Here is a 26,623-nt window from a genome sequence, read left to right as displayed (position 1 = left end):
CAGCGACTTTAGGCGGTGCTGAACACGAGTATACCATTAAAGAAGTTGGAGAAGAAGAAGGTTCCATCCAAGTCAATGGCACCTGGTATGGCGTTAACTATGGTGGTACGATGACAGATGTCTTGACAGTCACTAACAAAGCGAAGGTTCCACTGACCCCACTGATTCCTCCAACACGGACGCTTAAGGTGAGTAAGATTTGGAGTGGAATAGATGGAAAAGCCATAGACGGACCAGTCGATGCCATCACAGTAGAGCTCTTTAAAGATGGTCAAACCACTGGTGCAACGCTTGAGCTGACCGCTGCTAATGGATGGACCTCTCAGTTTACGAACTTGCCAGTCTCAGCAACTTTAGGTGGTACTGAACACGAGTATACCATTAAAGAAGTTGGAGAAGAAGAAGGCTCCATCAAAGTTGGTGGAAGACATTATCAAGTATCATATAAGGGTCATATGGATGAAGGATTTATTGTTGCTAATAAAGAAATAGTAACGATGCCCCCGTTGCCTAATGGAGATTATAACCAAAAAACTCATGTGGAAAAAACAGATAGTTATTTATCACGAAAGGCAAATAAGAAAAGAGCGCAGGATGAAGTTATCCTACCAAAAACAGGTGATACGGGTAGCTGCCTTCTGTACGTAGTTTTATTGTTGATATTTGGACTTATAATAGTAATTATTGGATATAGATTCAACAATTACAATAATTAAAATACAGATTTCTACACTCAAAAAGGCTCTATGGAGATAAAGATGACATTGCACTTGATAAGTTAAGTGTAAAAGAATATGAAGATCCATTCTCAGATGGAGGTTTTAGAACACGATAAAAGCCCGTTGTTACGGGCACTAATCAAGTCATAAAAGCATAAGCTGAACGTCAGTTCAGCGAGCGTCTCTACACGCCGCTGGAGTCTAACGGCTTATAGCCGGTGTACAAGCCACCTGTTTTCACGGGTGGTTTTGACTGTTACAAAGGCTCAAATTGGGCATCAAACGACTGTAATGATGCATTTCTGGATGCGGTGACGGTCCATTTTAGTGATACGGATATGGAGGTTGAAGATCTCAAATTCATCCCCTTCACTTGGGATTTGGTTGATTTTCTCAAGTATCCAACCGTTCATCGTGGTCGATTGGTACTCATCTTCGATGCCAAATTCTTCAAGGACCCGATCAGCATCAGCATAGCCCATAACCAGGTATTCTGAGGGTTTCAATTCATGAAACTCATGAACAATCTCATCATGCTCATCCCAAATTTCACCGACAAGTTCCTCTAAGATATCCTCCATGGTGACAATACCATCTGTGCCACCGTACTCATTGGTAACCACGGCGATATGGATTTTTTTCTGTTGAAGGGTGTTTAGGAGGTCGTTAATTGGCGTTGTGGTGGTGACATGAACAACATCTGATATAATTTCGTCGATGTGATTCTTTCCTTGGACGACCATTTGAAAGAAATCGCGCAAGTGAATGGTCCCGATGATGTGATCGATTGATTCTTTGTAGACGGGGAGGCGGGAGTAACCAGAGTCAAGAAAGGCCTTGGTGATATCATCCTTACTGGCTTCGATGGACACTGCCTGAAGATCAACCCGGGAGGTTAGGATATCGGCGACCCTGTTGTCATTAAACTCAATAACGCTGTCAATCAAATCCTTGTCTTCCTGGGTGATGGCGCCTTCTTGATGGGCTTCGTCCACCAGGGTCATTAACTCCTCTTCGGTAATGGACTGGCTATCTTTTGTCTGAAAAACATTTTGGAGGAGGATATTCCAACCACTGAAAAAGAGATTGATTGGTTTAAAGAGGATGAGAAGGAGGCGAATAATGGGGGCAACTGCCATGGCAAAAGCTTCAGGAGATTGTTTGGCCAGGGTCTTAGGAGTGACTTCCGAAAAGATAAGGACCAAGATTGTAATGACAATGGTCGACACAGTTACCCCGATGTCTCCAAGCAGAGCAATGAAAAAAACAGTAGCCAAAGACGACATGGCAATATTGACAATGTTGTTGCCGACCAAGATGGTCGAGAGAACAGTGTCGTATTTCTGAGCCAGATCAAGGGTTAGCTGAGCTCGTTTAGAGCCTTCCTCAGCCATATTTTTCAACCGTATCCGGTTTAATGATGAAAAAGCGGTCTCTGTGGCAGAGAAAAATGCCGAGAGCCCCATCAATCCGATAATCGAAACTATCAGCAAGGAATTGCTGTCGTCCATGAAAAACTCCTTCTAATCAAAAAAGGGCTGATCCCTTTAAATACTCTGATAATCCTATCCATTGTACCAAAGATTAAGAGTCAAGGCAATTGATTGGACGGGATAGTCGTGTATCGTAAGGAATCTATTGGTCATCTGCTCATTCTGCTCAGAATTCGAGTGCCATTTCGTAAATCTGACCAGACTTTACTCGCCTAGGGGCCTTATTTTTGGTAAAATAAAAGGGAATGAAAAAGCCAGTGATCTTATTGAAAGAACTTAAGAAATGAGACGCTTTGGATAACAACCATAGACGGTAGTGATTGAATCGGAAAATCGATCGTTCTATCTCAGGTTGCATCGTTTGGTTTCATTTGATTATCGAGCACTAGTGGCAGAATAAAACAGTTTTGCTAGCCAATTGCTGCGTTCGACTAGGATGGCAATTTTTATACGGACATAAACCCATGGAGGATTAAATGATTAAATTAATAGCGATTGATATGGACGGGACCCTGTTAAACAGCCAAAAAGAAGTTCCAAAGGAAAACATTGCTGCTCTTCACCAGGCTGTTGAAAAAGGGGTAAAAGTAGTTATCTGTACGGGACGTCCAAAGTCAGGGGTGGTTTCCATTTTTGACCAACTAGGGCTTGACGGGGAAGAAGAATATGCTATCTTAGACAATGGCTGTACGATCTATAAAACCAAGGATTGGTCGCTCTTAGCCCACCAGTCGCTCAGTCAAGAGGACATGGCGCTACTTGCAGAGAGTGGCAAGGATTATCCAGACATCTCCGTGACCTACTTTGATTCCGACCATTATTATATCCTAGGTGAGGATGTCCCAGAACTGGTGACTTACGATGCTGCTTTGGTCTTTACCACACCGACGCCGACAACTTTAGAACACGTGCAAAACAGCTCCATTCCGATCTTCCAGGGCATGTTTATGGGGGAAGCACCAGCCTTGGACCGCTTCCAGGAGGAGCAGGGGGACAAGCTCAGTCAACACTTCTCGACGGTGCGCAGCCAATCTTACATCTACGAGGCCATGCCAAAGGGGACGACTAAGGCCAGTGCCTTAGCCAGACTGGCAGAGACGCTTGGTCTAGAGGCAGAGGAAGTCATGGCTATTGGAGATGCAGCTAATGACCTTGAAATGTTGTCCTTTGCAGGGGTTAGTGTGGCCATGGGCAATGCTAGTGAAGAGGTTAAGGCTATCTGTGACCACGTGACCGCAAGCAATGACGAAGCCGGTGTGGCGCGTGCGATTGAGGAGTTGGTGTTGGCTGCGGAAAATCATTAGACAAATCAGGGGCTTTTTGTTACAATAGCTCTAGAAAGAATCTCTACCGTAATGCGGTCGTAGCGAATCTGGGGTGGTGGGAGCCAGGTCGAGCAGGGGATGAGTGGCGCTTTCGGGATTTTTACAAATATAAATGAAGTCATAAATAAGGGTGGAACCGCGTTTCAGACGCCCCTTTGCCAGGTGCAAAGGAGGGTGTCGGGAGGCGGTTCTTTTGCATCGACTGCCAACCATCTGGTGGAAAAGCGTGAGTGAACAAAGCGTTTATCCTGTCGACAACACGAATCGTTTACAGTGTAAGTAGCAGTAATATCCTGTCACTCGAACTACTATAGGATCATTGCTAGGAGCAATAAAACTAAACCAGACTAATGTGTCTGTGCTAGCAATGTTGGCTACCAATAAGGCATGACGTCAGAAAACATTAAGAAAGAGGGAAATAATGAGTAAAAAACTTACTTTCCAGGAAATCATTTTAACCTTGCAACAATACTGGAATGACCAAGGCTGTATGCTAATGCAGGCCTATGACACGGAAAAAGGGGCGGGAACGATGAGCCCTTATACTTTCTTGCGGGCTATCGGGCCTGAGCCATGGAATGCGGCCTATGTGGAGCCGTCTCGCCGTCCAGCAGATGGCCGTTACGGGGAGAATCCTAACCGCCTTTACCAACACCATCAATTCCAAGTAGTCATGAAGCCTAGCCCAAGCAATATCCAAGAGCTCTATTTGGAGTCCCTCGAAAAGCTTGGGATTAACCCACTCGAGCACGATATTCGCTTTGTTGAGGATAACTGGGAAAACCCTTCAACAGGTTCAGCGGGTCTAGGTTGGGAAGTGTGGCTTGACGGGATGGAAATCACACAGTTCACCTACTTCCAGCAGGTCGGTGGCCTTGAGACTGGCCCTGTTACCGCTGAGGTGACCTATGGTTTGGAGCGTCTTGCTTCTTACATCCAGGAAGTAGATTCGGTTTACGATATCGAGTGGGCGCCTGGCGTTAAGTACGGTGAGATCTTCCTTCAGCCAGAGTACGAGCATTCTAAGTACAGCTTTGAAGTGTCTGACCAGGACATGCTCCTTGAGAACTTCGAGAAGTTTGAAAAAGAAGCTAGCCGTGCCCTCGAAGAGGGTCTGGTGCACCCTGCCTTTGACTATGTCCTCAAGTGTTCTCATACCTTTAACCTCTTGGATGCGCGCGGAGCGGTTTCCGTGACCGAAAGAGCAGGTTATATCGCCCGCATCCGTAATTTGGCTCGCGTTGTCGCAAAGACCTTTGTTGCAGAGCGTAAAAAATTGGGTTACCCACTTCTTGATGAAGCAACCCGTGCAGAACTCTTAAAAGAGGAGGAGGCTTAAGATGACAAAAAACTTATTGATTGAACTTGGCTTGGAAGAAATGCCAGCCTACATTGTCACCCCTGCTATGGAGCAGTTGCGTGACCGCTTGATTGCCTTTTTAAAAGACAGTCGCTTGAGCTTTGAACGTGTCGAAGCCTTCTCGACACCGCGCCGTCTAGCGGTCCGAGTCTCAGAGCTGGCCGACAAGCAAGACGATTTGACCGAGGACTTCAAAGGTCCGGCTAAGAAGATTGCCCTTGACGCTGACGGCAACTTCACTAAGGCAGCAGAAGGTTTTGTCCGTGGTAAAGGCTTAACCACAGACGCCATTACCTTCCGCGAAGTCAACGGCGAAGAGTACGTCTACGTGACAAAGGAAGAAGCTGGTCAGCCAGTGGAGGCTGTCCTTGCAGGAGTGGCAGATGTGCTCAAGAGCATGACCTTTCCTGTCAGCATGCACTGGGCAGGCAATAGCTTTGAGTATGTTCGTCCAGTCCACACCTTAGCCGTTCTTCTGGATGATCAGGCCTTAGCCCTTGATTTCTTAGACATCAGTGCTAGCCGTGTGAGCCGTGGGCACCGTTTCTTGGGTCAAGAGATTGAGCTGACCTCCGCAGACAGCTACGAAGACCAACTCCGTGAGGTCTATGTTATTGCAAATCCTAATGAGCGGGAAAACATGATTATTGAGCAAATTCGTGCCATCGAAGCGTCACATGATGTTAAGGTCGAAATTGACGAAGACCTCCTCAGCGAAGTCTTGAACCTGGTGGAATACCCGACAGCTTTCCTTGGCCAATTTGACGAACGCTATTTGGCGGTTCCAGAGGAAGTTTTAGTGACTTCCATGAAGAACCACCAACGCTATTTCGTCGTGCGTGACGCAGAGGGTAAACTCTTGCCTTACTTCGTTTCTGTCCGTAACGGGAACGATCAGCATTTGGACAATGTGGTTAAGGGGAATCAGAAAGTTCTCGTAGCGCGTCTGGAAGACGCGGAATTCTTCTGGCGTGAAGACCAAAAACTTCACATTTCAGATTTGGTTGCTAAATTGCAAAACGTGAACTTCCATGAAAAAATCGGTTCTCTCACAGAGCATATGGCACGCACCAAGGCTGTCGCTCAAGTACTGGTGGACATGGCAGGTGTATCAGCAGAAGACGCAGCCAGCATTGAGCGTGCCGCAGACATCTACAAGTTTGACCTCTTGACTGGCATGGTGGGAGAGTTCGATGAGCTTCAAGGTGTTCTCGGTGAGAAATATGCTCGCTTAGCCGGCGAATCAGAGGCTGTTTCAGTGGCTATCCGTGAACACTACATGCCGACCTCTGCTGATGGGGACTTGCCTGATACTGTACCAGGGGCTATCCTAGCCATTGCCGATAAGCTGGATACCCTTCTCAGCTTCTTTAGCGTAGGCCTTATCCCTTCCGGATCTAATGACCCGTATGCCCTTCGCCGTGCAACAGCTGGTATCGTCCGTATCCTGGATAAGTTTGGCTGGAACCTCTCGCTCAATGACTTGGTTGACTGCCTCTTTGCCCTAAACCTTGAAAGTCTCAGCTATGCCAACCAAACAGAAGTCATGGCCTTCTTCAAGGCCCGTATTGAGAAGATGTTTGACACCGCTGTGCCAAAAGACATTGTGACAGCCGTCCTAGCCAGCAACAACTTTGTGGTTCGTGATTTGATCGAATCTGGTAACGCCCTGCTAGAAGCCAGCAAGGCTGATAGCTACAAGGCTTCTGTTGAGAGCTTGGCCCGTGTCTTCAACCTAGCGGAAAAAGCTGACGCTACGGTGTCTGTAGACACCAATCTCTTTGAAAACGCGCATGAGAAAGCTCTGTATGATGCTGTAGAAAACTTAGAACTTTCAGGCTCAGCAGAGGAGCAAGTATCAGCCCTCTTTGCCCTTAGCCCAGCCATCAACGCCTTCTTTGACAATACCATGGTTATGGTGGACAACGAAGCGGTCAAAGGCAATCGCCTTGCCCTGCTTGCTAATCTAACAGCTAAGGCCAGCCAAGTGGCCCAGTTCAACCAGCTGAACACCAAATAGGAGGGGTTATGGAACAAGCTAAGATCGATCGTATCAATGAGCTGGCCCGCAAGAAAAAAGCGGAGGGCTTAACGCCAGAGGAGCTAGCAGAGCAAGCCAAACTCAGAGAAGAGTACATTGAAGGTTACCGACGCTCTGTCCGTCACCATCTTGAAGGCATCAAGGTGGTTGATGAGGAAGGTAACGACATTACTCCAGAAAAACTCAAAGAAATCCAACGCCAAAAAGGCCTTCATGGCAGAAGACTTGGGGATAATTCGTAAGACCATCATCTAATAGCTATAGATAAGCAGTGTTGACTTAGGTTAGATGGATGTGGATGAAGAGGAACTGAAGGTCTTGCAATCGGGTTAGCCATCTCTCTATGTGATGACCAATAAAACTAAAACACACCCACCATGAGTTGATTATCTCATGGTGGGTGTGTTTTATTGAGAGGTTTCCTAAAGAATGCCAATCAATCTCTTAAAAGATGATTTGACATCAATACTTTAGTCGTTATCGGCTGGCGGATTCGTTGGAGTACCATTAGTTGAATCATCATTGGATGGAGGAGTAGCTTCCTCATTTGTTTCTTGAGTTGATGATGATTCTGTAGATTCTTCCTCTGACTCACTAGTTTCTTCTGTCGTCGAGTAAGTGTAAGTAATCCTAGCCCCCTCTTTGTAGATATAGGAACCGTAGCGGTAGAGACCATCAGGCATCACCCAATTCGTAGAACCACTTCCTGTTGTTTCATAGAGGTAAAGCATCATATTGCGATAAACATCTGTTGCAACATAGAGGCTCGAGTCTAAAATTGGAACCATACGATTCTTATAGCCTGTCCAAACGGCCATCGCGTACTGGCTATTGTATCCGACGAAGCTCTCATCTGGAGCGACAATGCTGGAGGTGTAAATAGGATAGTTTTGAGCTAGTTCTTCGATTTCGTCGTCAGTGTAGTTAGACGTTCCTGTCTTACCTGCTTGGTAGAGGCCACGAATGGTCGCATTGCTACCAGCACCATAGTTGAGAACCGTCTTCATCATTTCTGTCATCATGTAGGCTGTCGTTGCCTTCATGGCCTGACTGCCTTCTGGCTCATAGGAGACCTCAGTTTCGTCACTAAAGACGATTTTGTTAACATATTGAGGTTCATAGTAGATACCACCATTAGAGAAGGCGGCATAGGCAGCAGCCATTTTTTCAGAACTGGCGCCATACTCTGTACTTGAAACACTAGTTGCAGACGAGATGGCATTAGAGTAGAACATCTCTGGGTAGTTGATCCCTAAACCATTCAAGAATTTCAAAGAATTTTTAAGGCCAACAGCTTCAAGGGATTTAACAGCAGGAACGTTACGAGAGTACATGATGGCATCTTGGATGGTCATGTAGCCATAATAGCTCTTGTCCCAGTTGTTGACTGGAGTTGTTGTCCCTGGGTAATTGTAAGGAGCGTCGTTAATAGGGTCTGCAGTCGTATTATATATACCTGCTTCGATCGCTGGAGCGTAATCTGTGATGGGTTTCATGGTTGATCCCCAGTCACGATTGGTTTCAACAGCCTGGTTAGTGCCTAGAGAAGTAGCTTCTGTTTGATGGCGAGACCCTAATTGGGCGATGACTTTACCATTAGTCACATCAATAACGGTAGAGGCAACTTGAAGTTCAGTATCGGGATAATTGACGTAGGCATCTGAGTGATAGATATCCCAAAGGCGCTGTTGGGCAGCTGTGTTGACATTGGTATAGACATGGAGGCCAGCATCGATCAAATTGTAGCCTGTCTTTTCTTGAACTTCTTCAATGACTTCCTTGATATAGTTATCCATGTATGCTGGGTAACTGGAGCTTGATGTCAGAGGAAGAAGGCCATCTTCGATTGGCGTTGCAACAGCTTCATCATAGGCTGCTTGATCGATATAATCGTGGCGCAGCATTTGGCTCAAAACAATATCTCTACGGTATTTTGCGGCTTCTGGAGCGGTATAAGGATCGTACTGGTTTGGCGCCTGTGGCATCCCTGCCAGAAGGGCTAATTGAGCTAGTGATAAGGAACTGAGGTCCTTCCCATAATAAGAATTGGCAGCTGTCTGCATCCCATAGTTACCATTAGCCATATAGACTTTGTTAACATAGTAGGTGAGGATTTCTTCTTTGGTATTTCGACGTTCAAGTTGAAGGGATAGCCAAGCCTCCTGAGCCTTTCGTTTAAGGGTTTGGTGCTCTTGAGAGGTTGAAAAGAAGGAGAGTTTAATGAACTGTTGGGTTAGAGTTGAACCACCCTGCGTACTAGAGGAAGTAAGGTTGTTCCAAACCGCACCTAGAATACGAACGACATCGACACCGCGATGATCATAAAAGCGGTGGTCTTCGATAGCAACAATGGCATTGGCCAAATCAATGGGAATATCCTCGGTATCTGCATTGGTCCTTTTTTCAGAACCCAAATCAGCAATGAGGTTGTTATCGGCATCATAAATCAAACTGGATGCTGTTGCTGTTAAGGATTCTTCGGTTAAGTCAGGTGCAGTCGCTGCATAGTAAAGAAAGAGTGAGGCACCAAACAAAAAGAGGGCAACAAAGAGTCCTAATAAGACATTGACCAAAATAATGAGGGCTCTTTTAAGAGGATTTTTGGTGTCAGTCATCTCTTTAAACCGTTTTTGGAAGTTGGAGAAATTAGCAGTCGGTTTTTTCATAAATCTTAGTTACCACCTATCAAATACTTGTCAACCACATCGAGGTATGGAATACTGGGATGACTTTGAAGCGGTATTTCAAAGCCGTGTTCACGAATGTAGGATAAAGGCATAGACTTACCTCCTTGATCAATCTGGTAAAAGGAGATGAGAGGCTCCGCAGGGAGGAGGTAAGTTTCTTGGAGAGTTGAAAAATGAAGGAGGACAAAGCAGATGCCTTGTTGCTTGAGAACATTTTCCATATGGATAATCTGGTGCGCATGGAAATTTTTTAAGGGCATGGAACTGGTTTGCCGGGTTTCCTTGGCTTCAAAATCAATGTAATACCCCTTATAAACACCAGAGTAGTCCGTGGTAGAAGCTTGTCTAAAATAAGCTTCTACAATTTTAGCGCGACTGCGTCGAGGATAATCGACCTTCACAATCTGAACTGGCGTCGGTTTTTTATGGATGACAGCTATATTTCTGGATAAATAATAACTGTTGCTGTCGTTGATTAAGGTTTCAAAGCGCATGCCACGATTAGCGAAATCGATGGAAGGTGTTTTTAAGCGAGGAGCCTTAGATATACTAACACGTTTAGCGTTGGGATAGTTGACCATAAAGCTCCTTCCTGATAAAATAACATCACCATATTATACCATAAAGAAATTGAGAATGCTTGTGGCGGGGGTTAAGGTATTGCGTTTATTACTATCAGGTTACAGACATACGGACCTAGGACTTTTTAATGAAAAAGACCCCAGGGTTCTCGTGATTAAAGAAGCAATCAAACGGGATTTGATGCATTTCTTAGACGATGGATTGGAGTGGCTCATTTTCACTGGGAATCTTGGATTTGAGTACTGGGTTTTAGAAGAAGCCTTGAGGCTTAAGGAAGCCTATGATTTACAGCTGGCCTGTATTTTTCCGTTTGAGACACATGGAGAGAATTGGTCTGACCAGAACCAAGAGAAACTGGCCAAATTTAAGACCTTGGATTTTGTGACGGCTGCCTATAAACGCTATGAAAATCCAGGCCAGTTTCGAGATTACAATACTTTTTTGATCGATCATACGGATGGAGCTTATCTTTTTTACGACCCTGAAAATGAGACCAATTTGAAATATTTGTATGAAAAATTGCATACGCAAGACAATTATTTTTTGAAATTATTACGTTTTGATGACCTCAATGAGATTGCCGAAAACTTTTCAGATTTTGATAGATAATACTTGCTTTTTATGGCGAAAATCATCTATAATAAAAGGTAATAGTAACGATGAGACGGAGAGAGACATGGCAGGTATTAAGTTTACGACAAAAGATATTTTTGAACAGGAATTCAAAATTTCGATGAGAGGCTATAACAAAGAGGAAGTTGATGAGTTTTTAGACGATATCATGAAAGATTATGACGTCTATGAAGCTAAAATCAAAGAACTTAAGGCTGAAGTGTCGCGTCTTAGAAATCAAGGAAGCAAGACTGCTTCGAGCATGCTTAATCCAGAACCAATTCCAGAACGTCCTGAGTTTGCGCGGGCCTCGACGGCCACTAATTTTGATATTCTGAAACGGATTAATCGCTTGGAAAAAGAAGTTTTTGGCAAGCAAATTAGCGAAGACTAATCAACCACCATGCAATTTTTGGATAATCGCGCAGGTATTCTTACCTGTGAGGAAAGTCCATGCTAGCACTGGCTGTGATGCCGGTAGTGTTTGTGCTAGGCGAAACGATAAGCCTAGGCACGCCTTGTGCGTGACGGCGGTCAAACGGGCTAAGTCCTTGGATATGCTCTACTAGGCCTGAAAGTGCCACAGTGACGGAGTTTTTGGGGAAACCCAAAAAGTGGAACGCGGTAAACCCCTCAAGCTAGCAACCCAAACTTTGGTCGGGGCATGGGATAGGCAGAAGAAAGAATGGCTATCCTGACTGTGAGAACAGTAGACAGATGATTATCGAAGGAGCTGATACCTAGTCAGTTCTGGAACAAAACATGGCTTATAGAAGATTGCATATAGGTCGAGGCTGAGGCAGTGCCTCGGTCTCGTTTTTTCTCAAATGAGCATCAATAGAAAGAGACTATGAAAGAACAATTTAATTTAATCGCAACCGCAGCAGCCGGCTTAGAAGCAATCGTTGGGCGTGAACTCAAGGATTTAGGCTACCAAACTCAGGTTGAAAATGGCCGCGTGCGCTTTACAGGAAAGGCCGAGGATATTATAAAAACCAACCTTTGGTTGCGAGCAGCAGACCGCATAAAGATTGTGGTCGGTGAATTTCCAGCCCATACCTTTGAGGAGCTTTTTCAGGGGGTGTTTGGCCTTGATTGGGAAAACTATCTGCCATTAGGGGCAAAGTTCCCCATAGCAAAGGCCAAGTGTGTCAAGTCCAAATTGCATAATGAACCATCTGTTCAGGCCATTTCTAAAAAAGCTGTGGTCAAAAAATTACAAAAGCACTTCCATCGACCAGAAGGTGTGCCTCTCCAGGAAGTGGGGGCAGAATTTAAAATCGAAGTGTCCATTCTGAAAGACCGTGCGACCGTGATGATTGACACAACGGGTTCAAGCTTATTTAAGCGAGGCTACCGGACAGAAAAAGGTGGTGCTCCTATCAAGGAAAATATGGCTGCGGCTATTTTAATGCTATCAAACTGGTATCCAGATAAGCCCTTGATTGACCCGACTTGCGGATCTGGTACGTTTTGTATCGAAGCTGCTATGATTGGTCAAAAGAGAGCTCCTGGTTTATACAGGGAGTTTGCCTATGAAGCCTGGCCGTGGATGGCTAATGACCTCATCGCAAAAGCCCGACAGGAGGCAAAGGATAGCATTGATGAAACAGTTGTCTTAGATATTTCAGGCTATGATATCGACGGGCGTATGATTGAAATTGCTAAGAAAAATGCTGAAAAGGCTGGACTCAAAAATGTCATCGAATTTAAACAAATGCGTCTTCAGGACCTAAAAACCGATAAAATCAACGGTGTTATCATCTCAAACCCTCCTTACGGGGAGCGATTGCTAGATGACAAGGCAGTCGATATTTTGTATAATGAGATGGGAAAAACCTTTAGACCGCTTAAAACCTGGTCCAAATTTATCTTGACCAGCGATGAAGGGTTTGAAACCAAGTACCAGCAAGTTGCTGACAAAAAACGGAAATTATATAATGGAACCTTAAAAGTTGACCTTTATCAATTTTTTGGGGAGCGTGTCAAACGTCACGCCTAGGAGAAGGAGAACAAGATGTCTGATAAAATGAATCCAAATCTGCCTGAAGATGAAGAGCGTATCCTTGATTTAGAAACAGCTAAGGAAATGACGGTCGAGGAGGCTGCCAAAACTCAGGGGGAGATCGAAGCAGGAGTCAAAGAAGATGATGGCTTACTAGACCGCTATATTAAGCAGCACCGTGACCAAATCGAAGCAGATAAATTTGAAACGAAAAAAATCCGTGAAGAAGAATTAGCCCCTTTGGGGAATTTGGATGATGGCGAAAGCCTCGATGAGACTAAAGCAGTGCCAGTTGCACCTGTCGCTCCCGGTTCAGCAGAAGCTACCAAGGACACCACTGTTGCAGCGGCAACTTCAGCAACTCCTTTGCGGGAGGAGAGTTTTGACGACTTTCCAGAAGATGAACGTTATTTAGCAGATGAGCGTGCGGAAAAACGTCGTAAAATGATTGGCCTCTTGTTGGCTGGTTTAGCCATTATCGGAATAGCCTTTACCCTTTACAGTCAGCGTCAAGCCTTATCTGGTCTTTTCGGAGGTAGCAGTTCGTCTAGCGCATCATCGAGTTCTAGCGCTTCAAGTAGTAAAGCCTCATCTTCTTCGGATACGGAGGAAGAGTCAGCCCCTTTAAAAGCCTTCAATGAACTCTATGCTAGCTTTTATACAGATGAGTCGCAGGCTTCTCTTAAAAATGACAGTTTTGAACAATTGTCAGCCTTAGAGACAGCCCTTGCAACTTTGGAAGGAACGGATGAGTATGATGCGGCCAAGGCGAAATTTGATTCCCTTAAAGCTGCCATTGAAGCTACCCAGACTCTCAATGCTCAGTTTGACAAACCTGTCTTGGTAAACGGTGAAATTGACACGACTGCGACTGCTAATCCGGGTGTCGAATTGGCGGCTCCTTCAACAGGTATTTCTTCTGTTGATGCTGCATTGGCAGCAGCAGTGAATTTTGGTCGTTCACAACAAGAAAGTGCGGCAGCTGGTTCTGCAGTCGCTGCACCTGCAGCGGGGAATTCGGGTGTTGCTGAAGTTGCTACACCAGCTCCTGCTGCCTCAGAACCTTCGACGTCAAATACGGTAACCCTAACCAATGGCATCACCCTAGATTACGGAAAACGTGTTGTTTATGGAGATGATCAAGTCGCTCTAAAACGAGACGTCACTCGAGTGCCCTATAACGATGAGCTTATTGCGGATGCCTCTAATGAAGCTTGGATTTTTAATCCAGGAATATTAGAAAAAATCATTGCGACCTCTAATCAGAGGGGCTACTTCTCTGGCAATGAATTTATCCTTGAAAAGGTAAATATCATTAATGGCAATGGCTATTACAACATGTTTAGAACAGATGGTACCTACCTCTTTTCTATCAATGCTAAGACCGGCTACTTCTTTGGAAATGGTTCAGGTCGTAAGGCCGATTACTAATTCGGATTTATCATAACAAACAAGCCCGGGACAACAGTCTCAGGCTTGTTTTCATATAGGCTTCAACAAGGTTGGGAGTAGGCGGAGCGTTCAAAAATGTAGGGCAGGTTTTGAGACAGACAATAAAGCAAAAGATACTTACATTATGTCACCCCAGAAAAGGCAATCAAAACAAGGCACTCGTATAAACCTGATCCATACAAAGGGCAGTAGGTTTCCTGCTCTCTCCTTTTTTGGTTGCAATTTAGGCCATCAGCCTTATGTTAACTTAATTTTGATAAACCATCGAAGCGGTCGAATGTTTGGTTGTCAGTAACGGCTACAATTCGTTCTTCTGTCTTAAAAACATATTCGGGTGAAATGGAGGTATTGATTTTAGCAGCATTGAAGGGACGGTAGCCGATCAAGTTAATCTGATATTTTTGCCTAAGTGGGACATCGATGAGTTTCTTGCCAATCCATTTTTCAGGTGGTAAAAATTCAACCAAACTCAAATTCTTATCAATTGGAACAATTCCAGTAGCATTGGTAAAGAGTACTTGCTTGGCAATGGCTGTTCCCATCTCTTTTTCGGGTGTGATGACTTGGTCTGCTCCGACCTTTAATAGCACTTTGGCAACCATTTCACTAGTAGCCTTAGCCACAACTTCCTCAACCCCAAGGGATTTGCAATGCATAATCGCAAGGACACTGGCTTCAATGCTAGAGCCTGTTGCCACGACGACAGCATCACAAACGTCAATACCTGCAGCTTGCAAAAGGTCAAAGTCGGTAATATCGCCAATAACTCCCTGAGTCAAATGCTGAGATACAGCATTAATGTGCGTTTCACGGTTGTCAATTGCAATGATATCGCAATCATAATTTTTTAGGGTATCCACAATGCTGCTTCCAAAAATGCCTAAGCCGAGAATACCAATAGTACGTTTTGCCATAATGTCTCCTTTACAGGTTGTTCATGATAAAAATGGGTTGAATTGCCACATAAGGCGTTGCCGAATGAATAGACTGTTGACGGTCCCTTTTCAGTTTTACTTAGCCGACAAAGAGGTCAGATTTTGCATAGTGAAGGGTTTGTTGCTTGCTAGGTTTTCGTCTATTGAGCCCTGTAATAATCGTAATAGGACCAATGCGACCGATAAACATGAGGGCCATGATTAAAAATAGACTGACAGGCTGCAAACTTCCAGTCAAGTTGGCGGATACCCCGACAGTCGCTAATGCTGACATCACTTCATAAACTAGATAGATAAAATCAACATCAGGTTCCAAGAGGGTCAACAGTAGAAGCGCTACAACAAAGGTCGCGATAAAGACGGTAAAGATTGCTAAGGCTTTTTGGACGACCTCAGGCGAAATGGTTCGCTTCTTGAAATTGGTGTGAGGTAGGCCCATGATTTGGCTTTTGACGAAGAAAACAGTCACGAGAAAGGTTGTAATTTTAATCCCCCCGGCTGTCCCTCCTGGAGCGCCACCCATCATCATTTGGACGATATAAATCAGCAAGGTAATGGGCTGAGCTTTGGTGTAATCAATCGTTGCAAACCCAGCCGTCCGCATACTGACTGTTTGAAACAAGCTGGTGAGTAACTGTTGGCCGAAGTTCAGCGAACCAATGGTATCAGGGTTTGTCATCTCTGTTAGGAAACTAAGGATGGTACCAACACTGAGAATAAGAAAAGTGAGGCTTAAAACAACCTTGGTGTGGAAGCGAAGGTTTTTCAAGCTCCGCCGATTCTTAGCTTGCGTGAGCAAGTCAAACCACACGGAGAACCCAATTCCCCCTGTCACGATGAGAAGGATGATGGTCACATTAACCAAGGGATCAGTAGTGTACTGCTGGAGACTTGTTGCTCCTAGATTATCAAACCCTGCATTACAAAAGGCAGAGATAGCCATGAAAATAGAGGTGAAGAGTCCTTTGGACCAGCCTAAACTTGGAACGAAACGAAAGCTCAATAAGAAAGCACCGATAGCCTCAAAGAGAAAGGTAAAGGTAAAGACTGCCTTAAGAAAGACAGTGAAATCAGGCACTTCATCGCGATTGAGGCTTTCTTGCAGGGTGGTGCGATCGTCATAGTTGAAGCGTTTATTGACATCCATGTAAAACAATCCTAAGAAACTGAGCACCCCCAAACCTCCGACCTGCATTAGGATCATGCAGACGACCTGGCCTAGGGTATTGTAGGTTTCTGAGACAGCCTGAGTTGAGAGTCCTGTTACGCAGACCATGGAAACTGTGGTAAAGAGATGGTCAAGATAGGTGGCCTCAGACGATGGCAATTGTAGGACTGGTAAATTCAAGATGGTCGAACCAATGACAATAACAGTCAAGAAAAAGAGCACGATCCTCCTTGCAGGAGATAAGTGCTTGTAAAAAATCTTCATGGGAAGGTACTTTCTAAATCATAATACTAGGCTTATTTTAACATAATTGAAACGGAAAACGGTAGAAAATCCCTTTATTTTTAGGAAAGAGACTCAAAATGGTAAGACCGTTGGTCTGTTAGACTGTCTTCTCGGTCTTAGGGCCTAGATAGCGATTTCCTCTCTCCTTGATGGCAAAAATAAAAAAAATTGTGGTACAATAGATAGGATATGACAGAGACTTTTAAACACTTGACAGTTTTACTGGAAGAAACCGTCGAGGGAATGGCGATTAAGCCTAATGGTATTTATGTAGATGCGACCTTGGGAGGAGCTGGACACAGTGAACTGATCTTGTCTAAACTCTCCTCTACAGGTCATCTTTATGCTTTTGACCAAGACCAAAAAGCGATCGATAATGCTCAAAGACGTCTAGCTCCCTATATCGAAAAGGGTCAGGTGACCTTTATCAAATCTAATTTTCGCTATTTAAGGGAAGAGTTGGCCAAGCATGGAGTTGAAGCCATTGACGGGATTTGTTATGACCTAGGAGTTTCAAGTCCTCAGTTGGATGAGCGCGAGAGAGGCTTTTCTTACAAGCAGGACGCTCCATTAGACATGCGGATGGACCAAAGTCAATCACTAACAGCCTACGACGTGGTTAACACCTATTCCTTTAATGACTTGGTCACTATTTTTTTCCGTTACGGAGAAGATAAATTTTCCAAGCAGATTGCCCGTAAAATTGAGCAAGCTAGAAGTCTCAAACCAATTGAGACGACAGGTGAATTGGCTGAACTGATCAAGTCCGCAAAACCTGCCAAGGAACTCAAGAAAAAGGGGCATCCGGCCAAGCAGATTTTTCAAGCTATCAGAATTGCTGTTAATGATGAGTTAGGAGCAGCAGAAGAATCGATCGCACAAGCGATTGAGCTCTTGACCATAGACGGTCAAATCGCCGTGATTACCTTTCATTCCTTGGAAGACCGGTTAACCAAACAGTTATTTAAAGAAAAAGCAACGGTAGACCTTCCTAAAGGGCTACCTGTTATTCCAGAAAACTTAAAACCAGAGCTGGAAATTCTTACCCGCAAACCGATTTTACCCAGTCATGAAGAATTAGCGAACAATAACCGTGCCCATTCTGCAAAACTTCGTGTGGCGCGCAGGGTGAGAAGACAACCTTAAAGGAGAAGATAATGCCTAAGGAAGATCAGAATCGTCAAGCGTTTGACCAACTCATTAGAGAACGTGTGAAGACTTTTACCCGAGTGGAGAAAGCTTTTTACGGTAGTATTGTCCTTACAGGAATTATTGTGGCTGTTAGTATTATTTACATGCAAACGAATCTATTGCAGGTTCAATCTGAAATGACTACCCTTAAGACACAGCTTGATGCCAAACAGTTAGAATACGATGAGGCTAAGCAAGCGAACAATGAATTGATGCGCTACAATCGACTGATGGAGATTGCCGAAGAGGCAGGGTTAACCTTGAATAAGGAGAGTACTGGCACACCGAGTGACTGATGTGTCGTCAAAAGGTATATGAGTAAACGTAGAAAAATTTTAGCTTATGCCCTATCAGATCGCAAAGGGCCACGCTATAATCGCAAAAAAGTCGGCTTATCCTTAAGTGTGCTGGCTGTTTTTCTCTTTTTGGTGTTCTTAATCAATTTCGCCATCATTTTAATTACAGGTAAAAAGTTTGGGCAAGACCTTAGGGCTTTGGCGGCGGATCGCCATCAGACCACTATGACGGTTCAAGCTCGTCGTGGAACGATTTATGACCGCAATGGGACAGTCATCGCAGAGGACTCGACCACCTACAGCATTTATGCCATTTTAAGCCATGAATATGTGTCAGCGACTGGTGAAAAACTCTATATTCAATCCGAACAGTTTGATGATGTGGCAACAATCTTATCTGAGAACTTAGGTATTGAAAGTGACTATATCAAAGAGCAACTCAAAAAAGAGAACCAGTACCAAGTATCCTTTGGGGCCCAGGGAAATAATATTTCCTATGGAACAAAGGTTGCCATTGAAACGGCTATGGCCGAAAAAGGGATTACGGGGATTGGCTTTACAGCTAGTCCAGGTCGTCTCTATCCGAATGGCGTTTTCGCCTCTCACCTTATCGGTTTAACCACTTTAAAAGACAATGACGATGGCAAGACCCAATCGCTCATCGGATCGACTGGTTTGGAGGAAAGTTTCGATAGCATCCTATCCGGTACAGATGGCATCATCACTTATGAGAAAACCGCTTCTGGCGTCATTAAACCAGGAACAGAAAGCATTACCCAGAAAAAAGTCGATGGTCAAGATGTCTACACAACCTTGTCTGAACCCCTACAGTCCTATCTGGAGACCAATATGGATATTTTCCAGAGCAAGGCTAACGGCGTCTTAGCCAGTGCGACCTTGGTTTCTGCGAAGACTGGTGAGATTCTGGCAACCACCCAACGGCCGACCTTTGATTCGGATACTAAAGAAGGTGTCTCAGACATAAAAGACTGGAATAGTGCGCTCTATCAAACACAATATGAACCAGGATCGACCATGAAGGTTATGACCCTGGCTTCAGCTATTGATAACGAGACCTTTGACCCGACCTATACCTATAGTACATCAGGCTATACTGTTATTGACACGACCATTAACGACTGGGATATTAACATGGGCTTGTCTACTGGAGGCTATCTCAACCTTGCTCAAGCCTTCGCGCACTCGTCAAACATCGGGATGGTTATTCTAGAGCAAAACATGGGAGATGAGACCTGGCTCAAGTACCTCTCTCAATTCGATTTCGGGCTACCGACTCGTTTTGGGATGCTCCATGAAACCTTTGGTTTGGTTAACTCGGACAACAAGGTAACCACAGCCATGTCAGCCTTCGGGCAAGGGATTTCTGTCACTCAAATTCAGATGTTAAAAGCCTTTTCTTCAGTTGCTAACGAAGGGGAGATGCTCACACCGAAAGTTGTATCAGCTCTCTATGACCCTAATACGGATTCAGCGCGAAAGGCACAGCCAGAAGTTTCAGGAAAACCCATTTCTGCTGATGCAGCCAACCAAACCCTTCAATACATGGTCACCGTTGGAACAGATCCTTATGTCGGAACGCTTTATTCTGGAGCTGTTGGTGGCTCAGTTATTCAAGTTAATGGTGTTCCTGCAGCTGTTAAGTCTGGTACCGCTGAGATTGCTAAGGCTGATGGCAGTGGCTATATTGAAGGTTCTGGCTCTAACAGTTTGCTTTACTCTGTTGTCGCCATGTACCCATCAGAAGACCCAGATTTCTACATGTATGTGACCATGCAGCAACCTGAAACCTGGGACATACTCTTTTGGATGGATGTTGTCAATCCAGTACTAAGCCAGGCCATGCTACTTAAAGATACCTTAGGCTTAACCGAACCAACGACTATCCTTGATAATGTTTCTGACGAGACAGCCTACAAGCTTCCAAATGTCATTGACCTTGCTCCTGGAAATGTTTCTGCGGAATTACGCCAACACTTGGTTCAACCAATCGTTGTTGGCTCAACCAATGAAATTAAAGATACCTCTGTCAAAATTGGTAGCAATCTGACTGCTAATCAACAGGTTCTCTTATGGACAGGGGACTTGAAAAAAGTGCCAGATATGTATGGCTGGACCAAGGAAAATGTTGAGAAGTTTGCCGAATGGACCGGTATTGAAGTTGTCTATAAAGGTGAAGGCAGTCGAGTCGCCAACCAGAGTGTCAAGGCAGAAAAAGCCATTGATAATCTTAAAAAAATAACCATTACATTAGGAGATTAAAATGCTCTTCACAATTTTAGGAGGGGTATTGGCGTTTGCATTAACTGTCATCGCCATGCCTCGCTTTATTCGTTTTTACCAGAAGGCCAAAATTAAAGGTCAACAGATGCACGAAGATGTCAAACAACACCAGGCAAAGGCGGGGACGCCGACGATGGGGGGGGTAGTCTTTCTCATCATTGCCTTGGTTGTGAGTCTGATTTTTGCGACCTTGATGAAGGTTCAGTGGTCTACCTTGGGGATACTGTTTGTCTTAGCTCTCTATGGGGTTGTCGGTTTCTTAGATGATTTTCTAAAGGTTTTTAAGCAGGTTAATGAGGGGCTTAACCCTAAGCAAAAATTAGTTTTACAGATCATCGGTGGTATCATTTTCTATGTTTTTCACAGCAATCATCAAGGAACAGGTATGCTCAATGTCTTTGGCTTTGACATCAATCTGGGCTGGTTCTACCTCTTTTTTGTTTTGTTTTGGCTGGTTGGTTTTTCAAATGCCGTTAACTTGACCGATGGTATTGATGGCCTATCCTCCATTTCAGTTGTCATTAGCCTTGCTGCCTATAGTGTAATTGCTTATAAGCAAGGGCAGATGGATGTGCTGATGGTCTGCGTGGTCATGATAGGAGCGCTCTTAGGGTTCTTCGTGTTCAATAAAAAACCCGCCAAAATCTTCATGGGCGATGTCGGCTCACTAGCTTTGGGTGGGATGTTAGCAACTATCTCGATTGCATTACATCAAGAATGGACTCTCTTACTCATCGGTTTTGTCTATGTCCTTGAAACCAGTTCTGTCATGTTGCAGGTCGCTTATTTCAAATACACCAAGAAAAAATATGGCGAAGGCAGACGGATTTTTCGGATGACGCCTTTTCACCATCATCTCGAATTGGGAGGCTTATCAGGCAAGTCCAAAGCTTGGTCTGAATGGCAGGTTGACATGTTTCTTTGGGGACTTGGCCTAGTCATGAGCGTCCTGACGCTGCTCATTTTATACATCTAAAAGGGACAGCCGATTGGCTGTTTGAGGACGTAGACAAACCCTAGTTTTCTGTCAGAAGGACAATACGAAGTTCTTTCAAGGATTTAAAGAGTTGATTTTTTGCGAGCTAAGCGAGCGATTAGCAATTATCGAAACTTTCCGCTGTGATAAAAGTGCCTGAAACTATTGCGTTTCAGGCACTCGGAAGTTTTGGGGTGAAAGAGTCCAGTGGACTATTTCAGGTCTGAGCTTGGAAATGAAAAAGCGAAGAAGGCTCAAAACTTAGGTTTGGAATCCCGAAGGGAGTCGCTACCGTCCGTTATCACCTAAGGAAAGTTTAAAAAGAGACTTTGTCTTCAATCTGAGACAGCCGATTGGCTGTTTTTTTGTCCTCGTCTAAAAAAGAGTTGACCTCAGAAAAAGACGATCGAAAAGGGTCATTAGTGGGTAAAAACGCTGGGGGAGCCTAAATGTTGAAAATCTGGTATAATAAAAGAGACCGTTTAGGAAGACTGGAGTGTCAGCATCTTGTTGTCTGACCGTAATGATAACACTAAAAAATGAATGAGGAAATGATGGAATTTACACGTTTTAAATTTAAAGATTATATCAACATCGCTCTTGAAGAATTGCGATTTGAGCAGGCGACAGAGGTTCAGGAAAAATTGATCCCAGTTGTTCTTTCTGGCCGTGATTTGGTTGGAGAGTCCAAGACTGGCTCAGGGAAAACCCATACCTTTTTATTACCGATTTTTGAAAAATTAGATGAGGAGTTAGCTCAAGTTCAGGCGGTTATTACCGCACCGAGTCGTGAATTAGCGACCCAGATTTACCAGGCAGCCCGTCAAATTGCACAGTTCTCTGAAACAGAAATCCGTGTGGCTAATTATGTCGGTGGAACAGATAAAGCTCGTCAAATCGATAAACTGGGCAACAGCCAGCCTCATATTGTGATTGGAACACCGGGTCGTATCTATGACTTGGTTAAGTCTGGCGATCTCGCTATCCACAAGGCCAAGACCTTTGTGGTGGATGAGGCGGATATGACCCTTGATCTAGGTTTCTTAAACGAAGTAGACAAGATTGCTGGAAGCCTGCCTAAGGATCTCCAGTTCTTGGTCTTCTCGGCGACCATCCCGCAAAAACTGCAACCTTTCTTGAAAAAATACTTGTCCAACCCCGTCATCGAGCAGATTAAGACCAAGACGGTCATCTCAGATACCATTGACAACTGGTTGATTTCAACCAAGGGACGGGACAAAAACGCCCAAATCCTGGAAATGACCAAGCTCATGCAACCCTATTTGGCCATGATTTTTGTCAACACCAAGACGCGGGCTGACGAGCTTCACAGTTATCTGGTTGCTAATGGTCTTCGCGCGGCTAAGATTCACGGCGATATCCCGCCACGTGAGCGCAAGCGGATCATGAACCAGGTCAAGAACTTGGACTTTGAGTACATTGTAGCGACGGACCTTGCGGCCCGCGGTATCGACATTGAAGGGGTCAGTCATGTCATCAATGACGCGATCCCGCAGGATTTGTCCTTCTTTGTTCACCGAGTAGGACGTACAGGAAGAAATGGTCTGTCTGGAACAGCCATTACCCTCTACCAACCGAGTGACGATGCGGATATCCGTGAACTGGAAAAATTAGGCATCAGCTTTGTACCAAAAGTAGTTAAAGACGGGGAGTTTCAAGATACTTATGACCGTGACCGTCGTATCAATCGTGAAAAGACGGTTAAAAAACTCGACAATGAGATGATTGGGTTGGTTAAAAAGAAAAAGAAGAAAATCAAACCAGGCTACAAGAAAAAAATTGGCTGGAAGATTGACGAGAAGCGTAAGCGTGAAAAACGTGCAGAAAGCCGTGCTAGAGGACGTGCTGAACGAAAATCGAAACGTCAAACCTTCTAAGCATTTAAATGAAGCGATAACTTTTATCTATCAGGTTGATTGGAATTTTTAATGACTCCAACAGCCTGATTTTTATGACTTTGTGATGTTTTGTGTTAAAATAAACACTATTCATGAATTAAAAAAGGAAAACAGAAGCATGTTCACATTACTAACCGTGACCCCGCAATGGTATAAGGATTTGATGACCTATATCCCTGAGGGTAAAATTTTTAATTTAAGGGCTGTATTTGATGGGATTCCCCAGATCGTCTCAAAACTCCCTGTTACCATAGGGCTAACACTAGGTGGAGCAGCTTTTGGTCTGCTCTTAGGCCTCTTGTTTGCCATTGTTAAGCTCAATAAGGTCCCTGTCTTATACCGGATTCAAGCTTTCTTTGTTTCCTTTTTACGGGGAACACCTATTTTGGTCCAGCTGATGTTGACTTACTACGGGATTCCCTTGGCCTTAAAAGCCATCAATGCCCGTTTTGGAACCAGTTTTAACATCAATGAACTACCAGCTTATCTCTTTGTTGTGGTAGCCTTTGCCTTTAATGAAGCTGCCTATGCTAGTGAGACCTTGAGGGCCGCTATCCAGTCGGTAGATCCTGGTGAAATCGAGGCAGCCAGAAGTCTTGGGATGACAAATGGTCAGGTCTATAGCCGCGTCATTATCCCTAATGCAGCAGTTGTCGCCACACCCACCTTGATTAATAACTTAATTGGCTTAACCAAAGGAACTTCTCTGGCTTTTAGTGCAGGGATTGTCGAAATTTACGCCCAGGCCCAAATCATGGGTGGCCGTGACTATCGCTACTTTGAGCGCTTCATCTCTGTAGCGATTGTCTACTGGATTGTGAATATCTTGATTGAGCAGTTTGGCCGCTACGTGGAACGTAAGATGGCCATCCAGTCACCTGAACAGGCCGATCTTGAACCAGCGCTTCAATCTCATGGAGGTGACCGTTAATGATTACCATTTCACATTTAACCAAGTCTTTCTCAGGTCAAAAGGTTCTGGATGACATCAGCTTTGAGGTGAAAAAGGGAGAAGTTATTGCCCTTGTCGGATCCTCTGGGGCTGGGAAATCGACCCTGCTCCGCGCACTCAATTACCTAGAGACTGCTGACAGCGGCCAGTTGTCAATCGATGACTTCACGGTTGATTTTCAAACCATTTCAAAAGAAGACATCCTGACCTTGCGTCGCAAGTTGTCTATGGTCTTCCAGCAGTTCAACCTTTTTGGTCGTCGCACAGCCCTTGATAATGTCAAGGAAGGCCTTAAGGTTGTCAAGAAACTATCTGATGAGGAAGCAACCGCTATTGCCAAGGAAGAATTGGCTAAGGTTGGCTTGACTGACCGGCAGAATCATTACCCGAGACACCTTTCGGGAGGTCAAAAACAACGGGTGGGCCTTGCTCGCGCCCTCGCCATGAAACCTGATGTCTTACTCCTGGACGAGCCAACATCAGCTCTGGATCCAGAGTTGGTCGGTGAGGTTGAGCGTTCGATTGCCAATGCGGCAGAATCAGGTCAAACCATGATTTTAGTCAGCCATGATATGGCTTTTATTCAACAGGTCGCTGACCGTGTTCTCTTCTTGGATAAGGGGAACATTATCGAGCAAGGAACCCCTGATGAATTGATCAACCATCCTAAGGAAGAACGGACTAAAGCATTCTTTTCAAATTACAAACGCAACTTTGTTTGATATAATGGAGTGAACCCATTTCAAATTCTAAGGAGGATTTGAAGGGGTCACTCTTTGCTTTTTTAGATGGTATGAAACTCAGCTGCTAAGACCTGTTGATTTATGACCATTTAAGACATTCAATAAGAGCGACTGTATTATCTACTAAAAGAAATGACCTGTTTGTCCAATCACTGATGGTTGAGTGAGCTAGGCAAGGTTCTTTTCATCCTTGAGGTTACTATGTTATTAAGAATTTTAAGCCTATATTTCCAAAGCTTGCTAGGAACTGCTTTTTTAGCCTTTGTCCTAGGATCAGCTTGGCTTGCCTGGCGCAAGTTTCGAAAATTAGACCAAACAGCAAAAGAACGCCGTGCGTCTAGTTACGAAGCACTCCTGATTGCGGTTATGGTCATACCTATTCTCTCCTTTGCTCTGATGGGGATTATTTTAATGCTTCGCGTTTAACGACTAGTAATAGGTCGGTTTTCAAGAGGCAAGGACTAGTTAGTTTAGACAAGCTTGACACAAGAGCACACGAAAGGAAAAACAATGTACGATACACTTATTATCGGTTCAGGCCCAGCTGGGATGACAGCAGCACTTTATGCAGCGCGTGCCAATCTAAAAGTCGGTCTTCTTGAGCGAGGGGTACCTGGTGGCCAAATGAACAATACAGCAGATATTGAAAATTACCCCGGTTATGACCTCATTACGGGTCCAGAATTGTCCATGAAAATGTATGAACCCTTAGAAAAATTCGGCGTGGAAAACATCTATGGTTTTGTACAGACGGTAGAAGACCACGGGGATTTTAAAACAGTGGTGACCGAGGATGAGCGCTTCGATGCTAAAACGATTATCTTAGCAACAGGTGCAAATCATCGTCAACTGGGTGTCCCTGGTGAAGCAGAATACAATAGCCGTGGGGTTTCTTACTGTGCGGTTTGTGATGGCGCCTTCTTCCGCGATCAAGATTTGGTTGTGGTTGGCGGTGGTGACTCAGCGGTCGAAGAAGCGATTTATCTGACGCAATTTGCCAAGTCAGTAACTATCGTTCACCGGAGAGACCAGCTCCGTGCCCAACAAATTATCCAAGAACGTGCCTTTGCCAATGAAAAGATTAGCTTTGCTTGGAACAAAACCGTTGAGGAAATCAAGGGTGGTGACCGTCAAGTCGAAGCGGTCGTTCTTAAAGACACACAGACGGGAGACTTGTCTGAACTAGTCTGTGGTGGCGTCTTTATTTATGTTGGTCTTGACCCCGTCAGCGAGATGGTTACAGACCTTGGCATTACAGATGAAGCAGGCTGGGTTATAACAGATGACCAAATGTCGACCAAGGTACCTGGCATCTTTGCCATTGGCGACCTTCGTCAAAAGCAACTCCGTCAAATCACGACAGCTGTCGGGGATGGTGCTATTGCTGGGCAAAATGTCTATAACTATATTGTCGAACACAGTTAAGAAATAACGATCATCTGAAAATCAATAGAAAGCTGGGAAGAGTCTCAGCTTTTTATTTTTTCCCGCGTTGTAAAATGAAGTGCAACAAAAAAGACATGTTCGTCTGATATACTAGAATTCCCCAACTCAGTATAGAAAGCAGATGAACATGTCCAC

23 protein-coding genes, 1 other RNA gene and 1 pseudogene are annotated in these 26,623 nt (G+C 44.5%); 20 read left to right on the top strand and 5 right to left on the bottom strand.

Annotated elements, in window-relative coordinates; genetic code table 11:
• The coding region (locus tag J2S23_RS09885; RefSeq protein WP_307122562.1) for a Cna B-type domain-containing protein at positions 1-716 on the top strand (716 nt) is incomplete at its 5' end.
• Between the two features lie 35 nt (positions 717-751).
• A pseudogene (locus J2S23_RS09880) lies at positions 752-835 on the top strand (IS200/IS605 family transposase); the annotation flags it as partial.
• A gap of 162 nt (positions 836-997) precedes the next feature.
• On the opposite strand, the gene J2S23_RS09875 reads toward J2S23_RS09880, so the two are convergent.
• Positions 998-2,230, bottom strand: a complete 1,233-nt coding sequence (locus J2S23_RS09875; protein WP_307122561.1) for an HlyC/CorC family transporter — start codon at positions 2,228-2,230, stop codon at positions 998-1,000.
• A 458-nt stretch (positions 2,231-2,688) separates the two neighbouring features.
• On the opposite strand from J2S23_RS09875, the gene J2S23_RS09870 reads away from it, so the two are divergent.
• The 4 genes from J2S23_RS09870 (at position 2,689) to J2S23_RS09855 (ending at position 7,180) form a co-directional block, all read left to right on the top strand.
• Complete coding sequence (locus tag J2S23_RS09870; protein WP_307122560.1) at positions 2,689-3,516, top strand: Cof-type HAD-IIB family hydrolase; 828 nt, start codon at positions 2,689-2,691, stop codon at positions 3,514-3,516.
• A gap of 442 nt (positions 3,517-3,958) precedes the next feature.
• A complete protein-coding gene (gene glyQ / locus J2S23_RS09865) occupies positions 3,959-4,876 on the top strand; it encodes a glycine--tRNA ligase subunit alpha (RefSeq protein WP_307122559.1) in 918 nt (305 codons plus the stop codon).
• Between the two features lies 1 nt (position 4,877).
• On the top strand, positions 4,878-6,917 hold the full coding sequence (gene glyS / locus J2S23_RS09860; RefSeq protein ID WP_307122558.1) for a glycine--tRNA ligase subunit beta: 2,040 nt from the start codon (positions 4,878-4,880) through the stop codon (positions 6,915-6,917).
• A gap of 8 nt (positions 6,918-6,925) precedes the next feature.
• Positions 6,926-7,180, top strand: a complete 255-nt coding sequence (locus J2S23_RS09855; RefSeq protein ID WP_307122557.1) for a DUF896 family protein — start codon at positions 6,926-6,928, stop codon at positions 7,178-7,180.
• A 228-nt stretch (positions 7,181-7,408) separates the two neighbouring features.
• Here the strand turns inward: J2S23_RS09855 and pbp1a are convergent, their stop codons facing one another.
• Positions 7,409-9,553, bottom strand: coding sequence for a penicillin-binding protein PBP1A (gene pbp1a, locus J2S23_RS09850; RefSeq protein ID WP_307122563.1), 2,145 nt, complete (start codon positions 9,551-9,553; stop codon positions 7,409-7,411).
• A 56-nt stretch (positions 9,554-9,609) separates the two neighbouring features.
• Positions 9,610-10,206 (bottom strand): Holliday junction resolvase RecU, encoded by a 597-nt coding sequence (recU, locus tag J2S23_RS09845; RefSeq protein WP_307122556.1) that lies wholly within the window; start codon positions 10,204-10,206, stop codon positions 9,610-9,612.
• A 55-nt stretch (positions 10,207-10,261) separates the two neighbouring features.
• On the opposite strand from recU, the gene J2S23_RS09840 reads away from it, so the two are divergent.
• From J2S23_RS09840 to J2S23_RS09820, 5 genes are all read left to right on the top strand, one after another.
• Positions 10,262-10,816: an SLOG family protein gene (locus J2S23_RS09840; RefSeq protein WP_307122555.1), complete on the top strand. Its 555-nt coding sequence runs from the start codon at positions 10,262-10,264 to the stop codon at positions 10,814-10,816.
• A 67-nt stretch (positions 10,817-10,883) separates the two neighbouring features.
• Positions 10,884-11,213 (top strand): cell division regulator GpsB, encoded by a 330-nt coding sequence (gene gpsB / locus J2S23_RS09835; RefSeq protein WP_307122554.1) that lies wholly within the window; start codon positions 10,884-10,886, stop codon positions 11,211-11,213.
• Between the two features lie 14 nt (positions 11,214-11,227).
• Positions 11,228-11,594: RNase P RNA component class B (gene rnpB, locus J2S23_RS09830), an RNA gene on the top strand.
• Positions 11,595-11,669: 75 nt separating this feature from the next.
• On the top strand, positions 11,670-12,821 hold the full coding sequence (locus J2S23_RS09825; RefSeq protein WP_307122553.1) for a THUMP domain-containing class I SAM-dependent RNA methyltransferase: 1,152 nt from the start codon (positions 11,670-11,672) through the stop codon (positions 12,819-12,821).
• A gap of 15 nt (positions 12,822-12,836) precedes the next feature.
• Complete coding sequence (locus tag J2S23_RS09820; protein WP_307122552.1) at positions 12,837-14,255, top strand: cell division site-positioning protein MapZ family protein; 1,419 nt, start codon at positions 12,837-12,839, stop codon at positions 14,253-14,255.
• Positions 14,256-14,518: 263 nt separating this feature from the next.
• Here the strand turns inward: J2S23_RS09820 and J2S23_RS09815 are convergent, their stop codons facing one another.
• Together J2S23_RS09815 and J2S23_RS09810 are read right to left on the bottom strand one after the other, a co-directional pair.
• Positions 14,519-15,190, bottom strand: coding sequence for a potassium channel family protein (locus J2S23_RS09815; RefSeq protein ID WP_307122551.1), 672 nt, complete (start codon positions 15,188-15,190; stop codon positions 14,519-14,521).
• Between the two features lie 100 nt (positions 15,191-15,290).
• Complete coding sequence (locus tag J2S23_RS09810; protein ID WP_307122550.1) at positions 15,291-16,643, bottom strand: TrkH family potassium uptake protein; 1,353 nt, start codon at positions 16,641-16,643, stop codon at positions 15,291-15,293.
• 210 nt (positions 16,644-16,853) lie between these two features.
• On the opposite strand from J2S23_RS09810, the gene rsmH reads away from it, so the two are divergent.
• The 9 genes from rsmH (at position 16,854) to trxB (ending at position 26,467) form a co-directional block, all read left to right on the top strand.
• Positions 16,854-17,810: a 16S rRNA (cytosine(1402)-N(4))-methyltransferase RsmH gene (rsmH, locus tag J2S23_RS09805; RefSeq protein ID WP_307122549.1), complete on the top strand. Its 957-nt coding sequence runs from the start codon at positions 16,854-16,856 to the stop codon at positions 17,808-17,810.
• Positions 17,811-17,821: 11 nt separating this feature from the next.
• Positions 17,822-18,151: a cell division protein FtsL gene (ftsL, locus tag J2S23_RS09800; protein ID WP_307122548.1), complete on the top strand. Its 330-nt coding sequence runs from the start codon at positions 17,822-17,824 to the stop codon at positions 18,149-18,151.
• A gap of 18 nt (positions 18,152-18,169) precedes the next feature.
• Positions 18,170-20,431, top strand: a complete 2,262-nt coding sequence (pbp2x, locus tag J2S23_RS09795; RefSeq protein ID WP_307122547.1) for a penicillin-binding protein PBP2X — start codon at positions 18,170-18,172, stop codon at positions 20,429-20,431.
• Position 20,432: 1 nt separating this feature from the next.
• Positions 20,433-21,428 carry a phospho-N-acetylmuramoyl-pentapeptide-transferase gene (gene mraY / locus J2S23_RS09790; RefSeq protein ID WP_307122546.1) on the top strand — a complete coding sequence of 332 codons (996 nt, stop codon included), beginning with the start codon at positions 20,433-20,435 and terminating at the stop codon, positions 21,426-21,428.
• Between the two features lie 554 nt (positions 21,429-21,982).
• The gene (locus J2S23_RS09785) at positions 21,983-23,326 is read left to right on the top strand and encodes a DEAD/DEAH box helicase (protein ID WP_307122545.1); all 1,344 of its coding nucleotides are present in this window, start codon (positions 21,983-21,985) and stop codon (positions 23,324-23,326) included.
• A 139-nt stretch (positions 23,327-23,465) separates the two neighbouring features.
• Positions 23,466-24,278: an amino acid ABC transporter permease gene (locus J2S23_RS09780; protein WP_307122544.1), complete on the top strand. Its 813-nt coding sequence runs from the start codon at positions 23,466-23,468 to the stop codon at positions 24,276-24,278.
• The gene (locus J2S23_RS09775) at positions 24,278-25,021 is read left to right on the top strand and encodes an amino acid ABC transporter ATP-binding protein (RefSeq protein WP_307122543.1); all 744 of its coding nucleotides are present in this window, start codon (positions 24,278-24,280) and stop codon (positions 25,019-25,021) included. The genes J2S23_RS09780 and J2S23_RS09775 overlap by 1 nt, the downstream gene beginning before the upstream one ends.
• A gap of 222 nt (positions 25,022-25,243) precedes the next feature.
• Positions 25,244-25,468, top strand: coding sequence for a DUF4059 family protein (locus J2S23_RS09770; RefSeq protein WP_307122542.1), 225 nt, complete (start codon positions 25,244-25,246; stop codon positions 25,466-25,468).
• Between the two features lie 84 nt (positions 25,469-25,552).
• The gene (gene trxB / locus J2S23_RS09765) at positions 25,553-26,467 is read left to right on the top strand and encodes a thioredoxin-disulfide reductase (protein WP_307122541.1); all 915 of its coding nucleotides are present in this window, start codon (positions 25,553-25,555) and stop codon (positions 26,465-26,467) included.
• Positions 26,468-26,623 lie beyond the last annotated feature (156 nt).

Origin of the sequence: Streptococcus moroccensis, from assembly GCF_030812835.1 — a bacterium.
GTDB classification, from domain to species: domain Bacteria; phylum Bacillota; class Bacilli; order Lactobacillales; family Streptococcaceae; genus Streptococcus; species Streptococcus moroccensis.
This window is presented reverse-complemented; position numbering and strand designations above follow the sequence as displayed.